The 13,497-nt window shown below is 64.5% G+C and carries 14 protein-coding genes; 9 read left to right on the top strand and 5 right to left on the bottom strand.

The genetic code is table 11. The features are described from left to right. Nucleotides 1-18 precede the first annotated feature (18 nt). A complete protein-coding gene (locus K320_RS0108575) occupies nt 19-1,206 on the top strand; it encodes an acetyl-CoA C-acyltransferase family protein (RefSeq protein ID WP_024538427.1) in 1,188 nt (395 codons plus the stop codon). Nucleotides 1,207-1,338: 132 nt separating this feature from the next. Next, nucleotides 1,339-1,764: a DUF3293 domain-containing protein gene (locus K320_RS0108570; RefSeq protein WP_024538426.1), complete on the top strand. Its 426-nt coding sequence runs from the start codon at nt 1,339-1,341 to the stop codon at nt 1,762-1,764. Between the two features lie 246 nt (nt 1,765-2,010). Here the strand turns inward: K320_RS0108570 and K320_RS0108565 are convergent, their stop codons facing one another. Both K320_RS0108565 and K320_RS0108560 read right to left on the bottom strand, forming a co-directional pair. Continuing rightward, nucleotides 2,011-3,264: a nucleoside recognition domain-containing protein gene (locus K320_RS0108565; protein ID WP_024538425.1), complete on the bottom strand. Its 1,254-nt coding sequence runs from the start codon at nt 3,262-3,264 to the stop codon at nt 2,011-2,013. 4 nt (nt 3,265-3,268) lie between these two features. Next, entirely contained in the window at nt 3,269-4,162 is an 894-nt protein-coding gene (locus K320_RS0108560; protein WP_024538424.1) for a recombination-associated protein RdgC, read from the bottom strand. Between the two features lie 199 nt (nt 4,163-4,361). On the opposite strand from K320_RS0108560, the gene K320_RS0108555 reads away from it, so the two are divergent. Then, nucleotides 4,362-4,898 carry a Spy/CpxP family protein refolding chaperone gene (locus tag K320_RS0108555; protein ID WP_024538423.1) on the top strand — a complete coding sequence of 179 codons (537 nt, stop codon included), beginning with the start codon at nt 4,362-4,364 and terminating at the stop codon, nt 4,896-4,898. A gap of 75 nt (nt 4,899-4,973) precedes the next feature. Further along, the gene (locus K320_RS0108550) at nt 4,974-5,519 is read left to right on the top strand and encodes an acyloxyacyl hydrolase (RefSeq protein ID WP_029695960.1); all 546 of its coding nucleotides are present in this window, start codon (nt 4,974-4,976) and stop codon (nt 5,517-5,519) included. Here K320_RS0108550 and K320_RS0108545 read toward each other — a convergent pair whose 3' ends face one another. Both K320_RS0108545 and K320_RS0108540 read right to left on the bottom strand, forming a co-directional pair. After that, on the bottom strand, nt 5,520-6,011 hold the full coding sequence (locus K320_RS0108545; protein ID WP_024538421.1) for a C40 family peptidase: 492 nt from the start codon (nt 6,009-6,011) through the stop codon (nt 5,520-5,522). It lies immediately after the preceding gene. Nucleotides 6,012-6,048: 37 nt separating this feature from the next. After that, nucleotides 6,049-6,756, bottom strand: coding sequence for an MOSC domain-containing protein (locus K320_RS0108540; RefSeq protein WP_024538420.1), 708 nt, complete (start codon nt 6,754-6,756; stop codon nt 6,049-6,051). A 107-nt stretch (nt 6,757-6,863) separates the two neighbouring features. Here K320_RS0108540 and K320_RS0108535 point away from each other — a divergent pair, with 107 nt between their 5' ends. The 3 genes from K320_RS0108535 to cueR all read left to right on the top strand — a co-directional run bounded on the left by K320_RS0108535 (nt 6,864) and on the right by cueR (nt 9,608). Next, a complete protein-coding gene (locus K320_RS0108535) occupies nt 6,864-8,885 on the top strand; it encodes a cation:proton antiporter (RefSeq protein WP_024538419.1) in 2,022 nt (673 codons plus the stop codon). A gap of 82 nt (nt 8,886-8,967) precedes the next feature. Then, on the top strand, nt 8,968-9,165 hold the full coding sequence (locus K320_RS0108530; RefSeq protein ID WP_024538418.1) for a heavy-metal-associated domain-containing protein: 198 nt from the start codon (nt 8,968-8,970) through the stop codon (nt 9,163-9,165). Next, entirely contained in the window at nt 9,162-9,608 is a 447-nt protein-coding gene (gene cueR, locus K320_RS0108525) for a Cu(I)-responsive transcriptional regulator (RefSeq protein ID WP_024538417.1), read from the top strand. Before K320_RS0108530 ends, cueR begins: the two co-directional genes overlap by 4 nt. On the opposite strand, the gene K320_RS0108520 is transcribed toward cueR, so the two are convergent. Further along, a complete protein-coding gene (locus K320_RS0108520; RefSeq protein ID WP_024538416.1) occupies nt 9,587-10,702 on the bottom strand; it encodes an alkene reductase in 1,116 nt (371 codons plus the stop codon). The two genes, cueR and K320_RS0108520, sit on opposite strands and share 22 nt — an antisense overlap. 91 nt (nt 10,703-10,793) lie before the next feature. On the opposite strand from K320_RS0108520, the gene mnmG reads away from it, so the two are divergent. Together mnmG and rsmG are read left to right on the top strand one after the other, a co-directional pair. Further along, a complete protein-coding gene (gene mnmG, locus K320_RS0108515) occupies nt 10,794-12,746 on the top strand; it encodes a tRNA uridine-5-carboxymethylaminomethyl(34) synthesis enzyme MnmG (protein WP_024538415.1) in 1,953 nt (650 codons plus the stop codon). Next, nucleotides 12,743-13,393: a 16S rRNA (guanine(527)-N(7))-methyltransferase RsmG gene (gene rsmG, locus K320_RS0108510; protein ID WP_024538414.1), complete on the top strand. Its 651-nt coding sequence runs from the start codon at nt 12,743-12,745 to the stop codon at nt 13,391-13,393. The genes mnmG and rsmG overlap by 4 nt, the downstream gene beginning before the upstream one ends. Nucleotides 13,394-13,497: the final 104 nt, after the last annotated feature.

Below are 13,497 nucleotides of genomic sequence, written 5' to 3'. Positions count from 1 at the left end.
TTTTTCAGGAGTTTCCCTATGTCCACCCGTGAAGTTTTTGTCGTCGGCACCGCCCGCACCGCTGTGGGCGGCTTTGGCGGTTCGCTCAAGGATGTGCCCAACACCACGCTGGCTACTACCGTGGTCAGGGCCGCAATGCAGCGCGCGGGCGTCGATCCCAAGGCCGTGGGCCACGTGGTGATCGGCAACGTGATCCCGACCGACGTGCGTGATGCCTACCTCTCGCGCGTGGCGGCGATCGATGCGGGCTGCCCCATAGAAACCCCGGCCTTCAACGTCAACCGCCTCTGCGGCTCGGGCCTGCAGGCCATCGTCTCGGCGGCGCAGGCTATTCAATTGGGCGACTGCGACGTGGCCGTGGGTGGCGGCTCGGAATCCATGAGCCGCGGGCCGTACCTCGATACCGCCGCGCGCTGGGGCACGCGCATGGGCGACGCCAAGCTCGTCGATTACATGATCGGCATCCTGCACGACCCCTGGCAGAAGCTGCACATGGGCGTGACCGCCGAGAACGTGGCCGAGCGCTACAAGATCAGCCGCGAAATGCAGGACGCGCTGGCGGCGGAAAGCCACCGCCGCGCCGTGGCCGCGATTGCCGCCGGGCGCTTCAAGGAGCAGATCGTCCCCATCGAGATCAAGACGCGCAAGGGCGTGGTGCTCTTCGATACCGACGAACACCCACGCGCCGACACCACGGTGGCCACGCTCTCGGGCATGAAACCGGTGTTCAAGAAGGAGGGCGGCACGGTGACGGCCGGCAACGCCTCAGGCATCAACGACGGCGCCGGCGCCGTGGTGCTGGCGGGCGGCGACCGCGTGCAGGCTTTGAGCCTCAAGCCCCTGGCGCGCCTGGTGGGCTACGCGCATGCGGGCGTCGATCCCAACTACATGGGCATAGGCCCGGTGCCGGCCACGCAGATGGTGCTCAAGCGCACCGGCATGAAGCTGGCGGACATCGACGTCATCGAGGCCAACGAAGCCTTTGCCGCCCAGGCCTGCGCGGTGGCGCAGGAATTGGGCATGGACCCGGCCAAGGTCAACCCCAATGGCTCGGGCATCTCGCTCGGCCACCCGGTGGGCGCGACGGGCGCGATCATCACCACCAAGGCGATTGCCGAACTGCACCGCACGGGCGGGCGCTACGCCCTCGTGACCATGTGCATAGGCGGCGGCCAGGGCATCGCCGCCATCTTCGAGCGCGTTTAGGGATGTCCCGCATGACTCCCTGCGGTCGGTGATGGTGCAGCCTCGGGTGGTCTGCGGCGTTGCCTTCCATCCCGATCTGAACTACCACCAACGCGCGCGGGTCATGCGTGGCGTCTCCAGCCATCGCTGGCCATGACCGCGATCGCTGCCGAACTGCTCGCCGCCTACCGGGAAACCGAATACCACGTCGGCGGGGCTTCACCCTTTGTCTTGTACATCGGCAGGGCCAGCCCCGCCCTGCTGCAACTGCAGGCACGGCTTCTGGTGCGCTGCAGCGCCTTCCTCACCGCGGTCAACCCGCGCAGCCAGTGCTGCAATGCCGACGTCAACGCGGCCCGCCAGCGGGCGCTGGCGGCCCAGCTCGGTGCGCTCGGTCTACCGCTCATCACCGGCTACGGCAAGCACCCGGGCAACGACTGGCCAGCGGAGCCCAGCTTTCTGGTGCCTGGACTTTCTCTATCCAAAGCCCAAGCCGTTGCCCGGCAATGGGAACAGAACGCCCTTGTTTTTTGCGCTGCAGACGCCATTCCCAGGCTGGTGCTGTCAGGCTGTGGATAACTATCCGGGGAACTGAGGACAAAAAAGACCTTATCCACAGAAACGGTGCGAGAGCGGTTCTTGTCCCCATCCAGCCACCACCGAAAACCCGCCTTGAGGTCTCGGTTTCATGGGATGCAAGCCATTGATGTGCAAAAGAAAAAATCACTTATCCAGCAATTGGCCGAACCCCTACTACTACCACTATCTTCAAATACTCTTCTGATCTGTTTAACAGCAATGGTGGGCAGGCGCAAACACCGTGAATCAGCGCAGCATGGCGTAGCCGACAAAAACGGCCGCAATGAGTCCGGCGGCGTCCGCCAGCAGCGCACAGGCCAGCGCATGGCGCATGTGCTTGACGCCCACGCTGCCAAAGTAAACGGCCAGCACGTAGAACGTGGTCTCGGTGGAGCCCTGGATGATGCTGGCCAGGCGCCCGACGAAGGAATCCACGCCGTGGGTCTGCAGCACGTCGATCATCAGCCCGCGCGCACCGGCGCCCGAGAGCACCTTCATCAGGCCCACCGGCAATGCCGGCAAAAATTCGGTAGGAAGACCCAGCGCCGAAATCACCCAAGCCAGTGCACCCAGAATCGCATCCATGCCGCCCGAGGCCCGGAACACGCCGATGGCGACCAGAATCGCTACCAGATAGGGCACGATCTGCACCGCCACGTCAAAGCCCTGGCGCGCGCCCTCTATGAAGGCGTCGTACAGGTTGATGCGCCGCCACAGCCCCGCCAGCAGAAACAGCGCGACGATGGCCAGGATGACGACCGCGCCGGTGGTGCCCGCGATGCGCGCGGCCTGCTCGGCCGGCAGGCGGGCCAGCAGCGCCACCACCGCCACCAGAAGGCTGCCGACGGCCAGTACCGGCAGCAGCAGGCGCGGCTGCCACAGCGGCAAGCGCTGGGCGATGGCGACCGCCAGCACGCCGGTCAGCAGGCCTATGAAGGTGACGATGAGCGTGGGCAGAAAGATGTCGGCCGCGTTGAAGCCGCTGGTCAATCCCTGCTGCAAGGCCACGCTCTGGCGTATGGCGATGACCGAGGTGGGAATCAGCGTGAGCCCGGCGGTGTTCATCACCACGAACATGATTTGCGCGTTGCTGGCGCTGCCGGGCGCCTCGCGGTTCAGGGTCTGCAGCTCTTTCATCGCGGTGAGGCCCAGCGGCGTGGCGGCGTTGTCCAGGCCCAGCAGGTTGGCCGAGATGTTGAGCGTCATCGCGCCCTGCGCCGGGTGGCCCGCGGGTACTTCGGGGAACAGGCGGCGCAGCAGCGGCTGGGCGATGCGCGCCAGCAGCTCCACCATGCCGGCCTTCTCGCCCACGCGCATCAGGCCCAGCCACAGCGCCATGATGCCGGCCAGGCCCAGCGAAATCTCGAAGCCCGAGCGCGCGCCGTCGAACATCGCGGTGAGCAGCTGCTGAAAAATCCCGGCATCGCCGAGCAGCCAGCGCACGCAGGCGGTGGCGAACGCGATGAGGAAGAAGCCGACCCAGACCGCGTTCAATGCCATGATTTCAGGCGCTGGGCTGCTCGCCGCCAAGAGCGGCCATGAGGTCAGGCAGCATGCCTTTGAGCTCGCCGGTGATGAGTGCCACGTCGGCATCGAAATCGTCGTCGCTGCGGCTGTGCTCCTGCTGCTCTGTTTCCAATAGCGCAATGCGCTTGATCTGCATGCCTTCGGTCAGGATGAAGCTAACGCGGCCCTGCCAGGTCATGGCCAGGCGGGTGGGCAGCTTGCCATCGCGCACGTGATCGGGCACCTCGGCAATATCGAGTGGGTGGCGGGCGTAGCGCACCACGGCCTTTTCGGCGTTGGTGGATTTGAGCTCGCATTCATTGTCGATGGTGAAGCCTGCGGGCGCCTGCTGTTCCAGCAGCCAGGCACTCATGGCGGCCTGGGGGCTGGTCTGGGTGTCCACCAGGCTGACGGAAAAACCGGAAAGGGCTTCGACGAGCGCGGTGGTGATGGCGTCGGCGCGCGTCTGACTGCTGGCGCCGATACCGAGCCAGCCTTCCTCGGGGTCTATCCAGACATCGGTGCTGCTGCGCTGGGTGAAGGCCTGGGGCAGCAGATCCAGGCGCGCCTCGTCCTTCAGATCGCGGCGCTCCTTGCGCCCGGGGTTGCGGCCGCTCTCGGAGCTGATCTGCTGCACCTTTTCTTCCACGCGGCGGGCCAGCACGGCGGCGGGCAGCACGCGTTTTTCCGTCTGCCAGGCCAATACCCATTGACCGCCGATGCTCTCGGCCAGCAGGCCATGTTCCTGGCGGCGGGGCGCGGTCCAGCCGCCCGATTGCTCCTGCGTGGCGCCGCAGGCCACGAAGGGCGTTGCGGCCAGAGCGGATTCGAGGGCGGAGAGATCTGGTTTCCAGTTGGAGGCGATGCGATAGAGGATGAGATTTTTGAACACGGAATTCCTGAATTGATAGCTATTGGCGCTTAACCAGCATGCGTCGAAGTGATTTTTTATTGAAATTCAAAGCGCTGTTGCCTGCGTTCGCAACGCAAATGCATGCAACTTTACACAGTTGAAGCACCGGCTCATGCGGGCGATACATCGTCCGCCCACACTGCAGCCATCGTCAACTTCCCGGGAAAGGAACCCGATCATGATGAAGACCAGAACCCCGATCTACGTTGCCGTCGCGGCCACTTTGCTGGCCTGGGGTGGAATCAGCGCCATCGCCGCACCCGCAGCCGATGCGCCGGCAGAGGCTGCCCAGGCGCCAGCGGTGCAACAGCGCATGCACGGCAAGCACATGAACCAGGAGCAGTGGCAGCAGCGCCGTGCGCAGCGCGCCGAGCAGCTCAAGCAAAAACTGCAGTTGACGGACGCCCAGCTGCCTGCCTGGGATACGTTCCAGAAGGCCATGCAGCCGCAGACCCATGCGCGCCTGGATCGTGCGCAAATGCAGAAGCTGACGACGCCGGAGCGCATTGACCGCATGCGCACGCTGCGCGAGCAGCGGGCGGCGGCCGCGGACCAGCGCGGCGCAGCCGTGAAATCCTTCTACGCTGCGCTGACGCCCGAGCAGCAGAAGGTCTTTGATGCGCAGGGCATGCACCAGCGGCGCGAACGCGGCATGCATGGTCATGGCGGGATGCACCAGGGAAGCAGGGGCGCTCCGGCATCGTCCGCTTCCTGAATCCGTACAGGCACCGGGTGGACAGGGAATCCTTTAGACTGTCATTCAATCGACAGCCGAAGGTCCTTCCACCCCATGCCAACCCAATCGGTTTTGCCGGCAATTTTGTTGTCGGCCCTGTCACTGGGCGCTGCGGCGCAGCCCGTGGCGCAGACACCCTCCATTTACATCCAGCCGGGCATTGCCAACGGGCCGATCCATATCGTGACGCTGGGCGGCACGCTGCCGTGGGGCAATTGGCAAAAGCCACTGGGCGGCGGCATGCTGACGGGCCATTGGGATGGCTACCTGAGCCATTGGCACTACAACGGCGTGAACCATGACAACCTGATACTGCTGGGCCTTACGCCCACGCTGCGCTGGACGCCGGATGGTGGCGCTTCGCCGTGGTTTTTTCAAGGCGGGATCGGTGTGACGCTGTCCAGCCACCTCTACCACACGAATGAGCGCCAGTTCAGCACCGCACTCAACTTTGCGTCCCATATCGGTGCCGGATTGCGCTGGGGCGAGCAGCGCCAGCATGAGGTGCTGGTAAGCCTGCAGCATATTTCCAATGCGAGCATCAAATCGCCCAACCCCGGGCGCAATCTGGTGCACCTGCGCTACGCACTGCACTGGTAGTCAGGGCCTGCGGAAAGTCGCCACCTGGCGCGACCAGTAGGGCCCGTCCAGGCTGTCCAGCCGCACCGTGCCGCCGGTGGAGGGCGCATGCACGAAGCGGTCGTTTCCCACATAGATGCCGGCATGGGTTGGCACGCCTGTGCCAAACAGCACCAGGTCACCGGTGCGCAACTTGGTGCGCGGCAGCGGCGCGCCATAACTGCGCAGCTGCGCGACGGTGCGCGGCGGCGGGGTGCCGGTTTCGCTGCGGTAGACGTAGCCGATCAAGCCGCTGCAGTCAAACCCGCCTTCGGGCGTGTTGCCGCCATAGCGGTAGGGTGTGCCCACCAGGCCGAGTGCGTGGATGGCGATGTCGCTGGCCTGCCCGTCGGACAGGCGCGAAGGCGCGTCGGCGGCTGATTCCTGCCCTGGCTGGCGGGGCGCCGAGCCGCAGGCAGCCAGAATCAGCACGGCAGCGATGCAGGCGATGGCGGTGCGGGTGTGGCGGACCATTCGAGCAAGCGTAGCAGCAGAGACGGTGCAGGCGCAATCAGCCCTGGATGCGGCTACGCCAGTCTTCCACGGTGCCGGTGCTCAAGCGGTGCTCGACAAAGCTTTTCCATCGGTCCGGCAGGGGCAGGCGAGCCAGTTCGCGCAGCTGGCGCACGTCAAGCATCCGGTGGTAGAGAAGCTGCAGCACGCGGGACAGTGGCCATTGGGGCCAGGGACGCTCGACCAGGAAGATGGCATCGCCGGCCTGCAGGCTGCCGGGCTCCAGCACACGGTAGTACCAGCCGGTACGGCCGCTTTCCTGCACGCGTCTTGCCATGCCGGGCTGGCCAAAGCGCGCGTTGAGCTTCCAGCAGGGCTGGCGGCTTTGGGTGACTTCCAGCAGCACGCCGCCCATGCGCAGGCGGTCGCCCCAGCAGATATCAGTCTCGGTCAGGCCGGTGCTGGAAATATTCTCGCCGAAGGCCGCGGGCTCATGCAGCACGGGCAGATCGCCCATTTCCGCTCGCCAGACAGCGTAGTGTTCATGCGCATAGTGGTGCACCGCCTTTTCCGGTCCGCCGTGCGAGCGTAGATTGCCCTGTTCATCGCCCTCCAATCCCAGCGGTCCGACGCAGACCAGCCCCTGTACCGGCTTTTTGGCAATCGCGCTCTGTCCGCCCGGACTTCCGTCGAGCCGTGCAAACGGAACGGCGGCGCAGCGCTGCACGGCGCGTATCAGGCCGAGGGGTGAAGCGGATGGGCTCATGGCGGTGGCTGGAAGAATGGGGCAGGAACAATGGTAGCGTCCCACCCGGCAGAGCGTGCATCGCGTGCCACAATGTCCGGCTGTTTCCTTGCGGTTGTCATCCCTTCATGGAATCCACTCTTGCCAAGCTGGCGCAGCAGTTCGAGCTGCCGCTGCAAAGCCCCATCCTGATCTTTTCGCTGATCCTGTTCATCATTCTGGCCGCGCCGGTGCTGCTGGAGAAGGTGCGCACGCCGGACATCATCGGCCTCATCCTGGCTGGCATCCTGATCGGGCCGCACGGCTTCAATATTCTGGAAAAAAGCCTTTTCGTCGACGTATTCTCGACCATAGGCCTGCTCTACATCATGTTCCTCGCGGGGCTGGAACTCAATCTGATCGAGTTCAAGGCCAATGCCAACCGCAGCGTCGTGTTCGGCATCGCCACATTCGCGATTCCCTTTGGCATCGGCTATCCGGTGTGCCACTACCTGCTGGGCATGGATGTCTGGGCCAGTCTGCTGATCGCCAGCATCTTCGCCACCCACACGCTGGTGACCTATCCCATCGCGAGCAAGTACGGCGTGACCAAGGATCCGAGCGTGGCCATCACGGTGGGCGGAACCATCCTGACCGACACCGGCGTACTGGTGGTGCTGGCGATGATTCTTGGCGCGCGCAGCGGCGGATTGACCACCGAGTTCTGGACGCACCTGGTGGTCTCCCTGCTGGTATTCATCGCCTTCATGGCACTGGTGGTGCCCTGGCTGGCCAAGCGGTTCTTCGAGCGGCAGGCCGACAAGAAACATTCGCATTACATCTTCGTGCTGGCCGTTGTTTTTCTTTCCGCCTTCCTCTCGGAGGTGGCGGGTCTGGAACCCATCATCGGCGCGTTTGCGGCGGGGCTGGCCCTGAACCGGCAGATTCCGAATTCTTCAGCACTGATGAACCGCATCGAGTACATCGGCAATTCGCTCTTCATCCCGTTCTTCCTCATCAGCGTCGGCATGATCGTGGACGTGCGCGTGGTATTCGATGGCTTCACGGTGCTGCTGATGGCGCTGGCGCTCACGGTCACCGCGTTTGCCGGCAAATACCTTGCAGCCGAGCTGACGCAGAAGGTGTTTCGCCTCAAGCGCGAGCAGCGCGACCTGATCTTCGGCTTGAGCTCGGCGCACGCCGCCGCGACGCTGGCCGTGGTGATCGTCGGCTACCGCGCGGGCATTGTTGACGACAAGGTCATCAACGCCATCATCGTGATCATCCTTGCCTCCTGCGTGATCGCGTCCATCGTGACGGAAAAGGCGGCGCGCAAGCTGGAAGCCACCACCGAGACCGCCCAGGATGCCGCGCGCAATGGCAGCCAGAACGATGAACAGATCCTGATTCCGCTTTCGGAAACCACGGAGTTCGAGAACCTGGTGCGTCTGGCGGTGCTGATCCGCGAGAAGAAATCCAGCCACCCGCTGGCAGTGGTGTCGGTGGTGCCCAACACGGATGAGGCCGAGGACAACATCGCACTGGCGCGCGAGATGCTGGAAGAGGTGCGCTTCGAGGCCAGTGCGGCGGATGTGGAACTCAAGGTGATGGCGACCATAGACCACCATCCGGGCAGCGGCATCGGCCGCACGGCACGCGAAATCGGCGCGGATCTGATTCTCATGGGCTGGCCGCAGCAGACCGGTTTCGTCGCGGGCTTCATCGGCAACAAGTTCGGCAGCGTCCTCTACCAGACGCGCAAGACCGTGTTCCTGTGCAATCTGGACGCGCCGACCGCCAAATACACCGGCATCTTCGTCATCCTGCCGCCGCTGGCGGAAGGTTCGGAGCACTTCGACCTGTACTGGCGCAAGATCGCCAAGCTGGCAACGGAACATTCGGCACCGGTGCACCTCAATTGCACCAGCAGCGCGCACCAGGCCGTCAAGGAAAGCCTCAAGAGGCAAAAGCTGTCCCTCACGCTGGAACTCAGCGAGTTGAGTGATTGGGACGACTTCTTCATCGTTTTCCGGCGCATGTCGGACTCCGACCTGCTGATCCTGGTGTCGGCGCGCGAGGGTGAGCCGGCGCATACGCCGTATCTGGATCAGCTGCCGCTCAAGCTGGAGAAGCACTTCCCCGGGCTGAACAAGATACTGGTGTATCCCTGATGCCAGCCAGGGCTTGACCTTGCCATAATGTCAAGGAAGATGATTGCCGCATCGTTGTGCAACCCTGACTGGAGATTGAGCCATGCAATACCAATTTGACGTGAAAGGCATGACCTGCGGCCACTGCGAGCGTGCCGTGGTGCATGCCGTGCGCGAGGTGGATACGGAGGCCGTCGTGAAAGTGGATCTGCCCAGCGGACGCGTGGAGGTGCAAAGCGACAAGTCGCGCGATGCCATCGCCAACGCCATCCGCGAGGAGGGCTACGAGGTCGCGGCGTGACGCAGGCGGCGGCCGGGCGCTGGCCGGTGGTGATTGGCGAGGCGGCGGCGCGCTCGCATGTGTCGGCGCGCATGATCCGGCACTACGAATCCCTTGGTCTGCTGCCCAAGGTGGCGCGCACGGAAAGCGGCTATCGCCTCTACACCGAGGCGGATGTGCACACGCTGCGCTTCATCCGCCGTGCGCGCGATCTGGGCTTTTCCATGCAGGAGATCGAGGCATTGCTGGGCCTGTGGCAGGACCGCAGCCGGGCGAGCAGCCAGGTCAAGCAGATTGCCGAGCGGCACATGGTGGATCTGGAGCAGCGCATTGCCGCGATGCAGGATATGCGCCGCAGCCTGCAGTCGCTGGTGCGCTGCTGCCACGGTGATGATCGGCCCGAATGTCCCATCCTCGACGAACTTGCGTCTCAACCCGGGGTTCAATCGGCCAGCGCTGGGTAATCGGTGTAGCCCTTGGCGCTGCCGCCGTAGAACGTTGTCTTGTCCCAGGCGTTCAGCGTCGCGCCACGCCTGAACCGCTCGGCCAGGTCTGGGTTGGCGATCGCATCCTTGCCGAAGGCCACGATATCGGCATGGCCGCCAGCCACCGCGTCCAGCGCCATTTCGCGCGTGTAGCCGTTGTTCACCATCCAGGCGCCGCGCCCGCCGGCGTTGCGGTAGGCAGCCTTGAAGGCGGCGTAGTCGAACGGCCGGTCTGCCATGGTGCGCGGCCCGCCGGTGGCGCCCTCGATCACATGGATATACGCCAGGTTGAGGGGCGCCAGTGCCTGCAGCAGCAGTTCAAAGAGTGGCTGAGGCTGGCTGTCATGGATGTCGTTGGCCGGAGTGACGGGCGAGAGGCGGATACCCGTGCGCCCGCCACCCACGGCATCCACGACCGCCCGCACGGCCTGCACGGCAAAGCGGATGCGGTTGTGCAGGCTTGCCCCGTAATCGTCGCTGCGCTGGTTGCTGCCATCCTTGAGAAATTGGTCAATCAGGTAGCCGTTGGCGCCATGCAGCTCCACGCCGTCAAAGCCGGCCACCTGCACGGCATCGCGTGCGGCCTGCGCAAAGCGCTCGATGATGGCGGGCAGCTCGTCGCGTTGCAGCGCTCGGGGTGCGGATGTGGCGGCAAATTGTCCGGCCCCTGTCAGCGGGTCAACGATGTAGGTGCGCGAATGCGCGGTGATGGCCGACGGCGCCACCGGGTCGCCGCCATCGGCCTGCAGCGAAACATGCGAGACGCGGCCCACGTGCCAGAGTTGCGTCACGATGCAGCCGCCCTGCTCGTGCACGGCGTCGGTGACCTGCCGCCAGCCCGCCAGTTGCTCGGCGCTGTACAGGCCTGGCACATGGGCATAGCCCTGGCCCTGCTGGCTGATGGCCGTGCCTTCGGTGATGATGAGGCCGTTGCCGGCGCGCTGGCGGTAGTACCTGGCATTCATCGCCGTGGGCACGCCGTCCGGAGAGCGGTTGCGCGTGCACGGCGCCACGGCGACGCGGTTGGAAAGGTGCAGCTTGCCTGCCTGCAGCGGATCGAAGAGGGTGGTCATGTAAGGCGTTCAAAGAGGATGTTTCACGTGGAACACGTTTTGTGCGGTGCGGTGGGACAATAACGCCCCTTGATGTTTTGTGTGCACGAGCATGTTGTATCCCGAGGAATTCGATGTCATTGTGGTGGGCGGCGGCCATGCCGGCTCCGAGGCGGCGCTGGCCAGTGCCCGCATGGGCTGCAAAACACTGCTGCTGACGCACAACATCGAGACGCTGGGGCAGATGAGCTGCAACCCCAGCATCGGCGGCATAGGCAAGGGCCATCTCGTCAAGGAAGTGGACGCGCTGGGCGGTGCGATGGCACTGGCGACCGACGAGGCCGGCATCCAGTTTCGCATTCTCAACAGCAGCAAGGGCCCGGCGGTGCGCGCCACCCGGGCGCAGGCCGATCGGCTGCTGTACAAGGCCGCGATCCGCACGCGGCTTGAGAACCAGCCCCATCTGCAGATTTTTCAGCAGGCGGTGGATGACCTGTTGCTGCAAGGCAACCGCGTGGCAGGCGCCGTCACGCAGGCGGGCGTGCGCTTTCGCTCGCGTACGGTGGTGTTGACCGCCGGGACCTTCCTCAACGGCAAGATTCACGTCGGCTTGAACAACTACCAGGGCGGCAGGGCGGGCGATCCACCCGCGGTGAGCCTGGCAAGCCGGCTCAAGGAACTGCAGCTGCCGCAGGGGCGCCTGAAGACCGGTACGCCCCCGAGGCTGGATGGGCGCACCATCGATTTCTCACGCTGCGCCGAACAACCTGGCGATGGCATGCCGGGCGGCGTGAATGAAGGGCTGCTGCCGGTTTTCAGCACCCTGGGCAAGGCGGCGATGCACCCGCGCCAGCTGCCGTGCTGGATCACCAATACCAATGCACGCACGCACGAGATCATCCGCTCGGGGCTGGACCGCAGTCCGATGTTCACCGGTGTGATCGAGGGCACCGGCCCGCGCTACTGCCCCAGCGTGGAGGACAAGATCCACCGCTTTGCGGACAAGGAAAGCCACCAGATTTTTCTGGAACCCGAAGGGCTCACGACGCATGAGTTCTATCCCAACGGCATTTCCACCAGTCTGCCGTTCGATATCCAGTACCAGCTGGTGCACAGTATCTCCGGGCTGGAAAACGCGCATATCCTGCGGCCCGGCTATGCCATCGAATACGATTATTTCGACCCGCGCGCCCTGAAGAGCAGTTTCGAGACGCAGCAGATGGAAGGTCTGTTTTTTGCCGGCCAGATCAACGGCACCACGGGCTACGAGGAGGCGGCGGCGCAGGGCCTGTTTGCCGGGCTGAACGCGGCCTTGCAATGCCGAGGCGAGGCGCCGTGGCTGCCGCGGCGCGACGAAGCCTATCTGGGTGTGCTGGTGGATGACCTCATCACCAAGGGCGTGACCGAGCCCTACCGCATGTTCACCAGCCGGGCGGAATTCCGCCTGCAGCTGCGCGAGGACAACGCCGACATGCGCCTGACGGAAACCGGGCGCCGCCTGGGTTTGGTGGACGATGCGCGCTGGGATGCGTTCTGCCGCAAGCGTGATGCGGTTTCACGTGAAACCGAACGCCTCAAATCCACCTGGATCAACCCCGCCATGGTGGAATCCGTTGAATCCGAGCGCGTGCTTGGCAAGGCGTTGGAGCACGAATACAACCTGTTTGACCTGTTGCGCCGTCCGGGCGTTGATTATTCCGGGCTGCTGTCGCTCAATGCGGGAAAATTCGCCAGCACGGATGTTTCACGTGAAACGCTCGGCGACCTGTGCGATGCGGTGATCGAGCAGGTGGAAATCGCGGCCAAGTATTCCGGCTATATCGACCGGCAGCGGGAAGAGGTGGAGCGCGCCGCGCATTACGAGAACCTGCCCCTGCCCGACGACTTGGATTACACGCAGGTGGCGGCGCTCTCCATTGAGGTGCGGCAGAAGCTGCAGAAGCACAGACCGCAGACCCTGGGCCAGGCTTCGCGCATTTCCGGCGTGACGCCGGCGGCCGTGTCCCTGCTGCTGGTGCACCTGAAAAAGGGCCATTTCAGGGATGCGGCCCGCCGTGCGGCATGACGATGGTCATGCGCGGGCTGCTGCTTGACGGTCTTGGGGCGCTGGAGCTGCAGCTGGATGATCATCAGATTGACCGGTTGCTGGAATTTCTTGCGCTGCTGCAGCGCTGGAATCGCGTCTACAACCTGACCGCGGTGCGTGAGCCGCGGCAAATGCTGACGCACCATCTTTTGGATAGTCTTGCTGCCGTACCACCCCTGCGCCGCTACCTGGTGGAGCAGGGAGGTGCGTGCGCACGTTTGCTGGATGTCGGCTCCGGCGGTGGCTTGCCGGGTGTGGTGTTTGCCGTTTGCCAGCCTGGCCTGGAAATTGTGTGCGTGGACGCCGTGGCCAAAAAGGCGGCCTTCGTGCAGCAGGCGGCAGCCAGCCTGCAACTGCGCAACTTGCGCGGCATGCATGCCAGAGTGCAGGAATTGCAGGGGCCGTTTGATGTCGTCAGCAGCCGCGCCTTTGCATCGCTGGCGGATTTCACCGCCTGGTCGCGCCATCTGCTCGCGCCCGGTGGTGTGTGGCTGGCGATGAAGGGCAAGCCGCCGGACGACGAAATGGCCGCATTGCCCGCGGGCGTCGCGGTGTTTCACGTGGAACCCCTGCGGGTGCCGCAGCTCGATGCCGAGCGCTGCATCGTCTGGATGCGGCCCGCATAGCCTCTACACTGTTGTGTCGGCTCTGCGAGGTTTGTACCGATGGTGGGAGCGGCTGAAGCCGCTCCCACCACTGGAGACTTCATCGGGCCTGATCGGTAGCTACC

The sequence above is a fragment of the Comamonas badia DSM 17552 genome (genome assembly GCF_000484635.1).
Lineage (GTDB): Bacteria > Pseudomonadota > Gammaproteobacteria > Burkholderiales > Burkholderiaceae_C > Comamonas_C > Comamonas_C badia.
Note: the sequence above shows the minus strand (reverse complement) of the source record. Positions and strands in the feature narration are given on the sequence as shown.

What these genes read in the sequence shown, in the direction of transcription:
- K320_RS0108575 (WP_024538427.1), top strand. Translation starts at nt 19, where the DNA reads ATGTCCACCCGTGAAGTTTTTGTCGTCGGCACCGCCCGCACCGCTGTG.
- K320_RS0108570 (WP_024538426.1), top strand. Translation starts at nt 1,339, where the DNA reads ATGACCGCGATCGCTGCCGAACTGCTCGCCGCCTACCGGGAAACCGAA.
- K320_RS0108565 (WP_024538425.1), bottom strand. Translation starts at nt 3,264, where the DNA reads ATGGCATTGAACGCGGTCTGGGTCGGCTTCTTCCTCATCGCGTTCGCC.
- K320_RS0108555 (WP_024538423.1), top strand. Translation starts at nt 4,362, where the DNA reads ATGATGAAGACCAGAACCCCGATCTACGTTGCCGTCGCGGCCACTTTG.
- K320_RS0108550 (WP_029695960.1), top strand. Translation starts at nt 4,974, where the DNA reads ATGCCAACCCAATCGGTTTTGCCGGCAATTTTGTTGTCGGCCCTGTCA.
- K320_RS0108545 (WP_024538421.1), bottom strand. Translation starts at nt 6,011, where the DNA reads ATGGTCCGCCACACCCGCACCGCCATCGCCTGCATCGCTGCCGTGCTG.
- K320_RS0108540 (WP_024538420.1), bottom strand. Translation starts at nt 6,756, where the DNA reads ATGAGCCCATCCGCTTCACCCCTCGGCCTGATACGCGCCGTGCAGCGC.
- K320_RS0108535 (WP_024538419.1), top strand. Translation starts at nt 6,864, where the DNA reads ATGGAATCCACTCTTGCCAAGCTGGCGCAGCAGTTCGAGCTGCCGCTG.
- K320_RS0108530 (WP_024538418.1), top strand. Translation starts at nt 8,968, where the DNA reads ATGCAATACCAATTTGACGTGAAAGGCATGACCTGCGGCCACTGCGAG.
- K320_RS0108520 (WP_024538416.1), bottom strand. Translation starts at nt 10,702, where the DNA reads ATGACCACCCTCTTCGATCCGCTGCAGGCAGGCAAGCTGCACCTTTCC.
- mnmG (WP_024538415.1), top strand. Translation starts at nt 10,794, where the DNA reads ATGTTGTATCCCGAGGAATTCGATGTCATTGTGGTGGGCGGCGGCCAT.
- rsmG (WP_024538414.1), top strand. Translation starts at nt 12,743, where the DNA reads ATGACGATGGTCATGCGCGGGCTGCTGCTTGACGGTCTTGGGGCGCTG.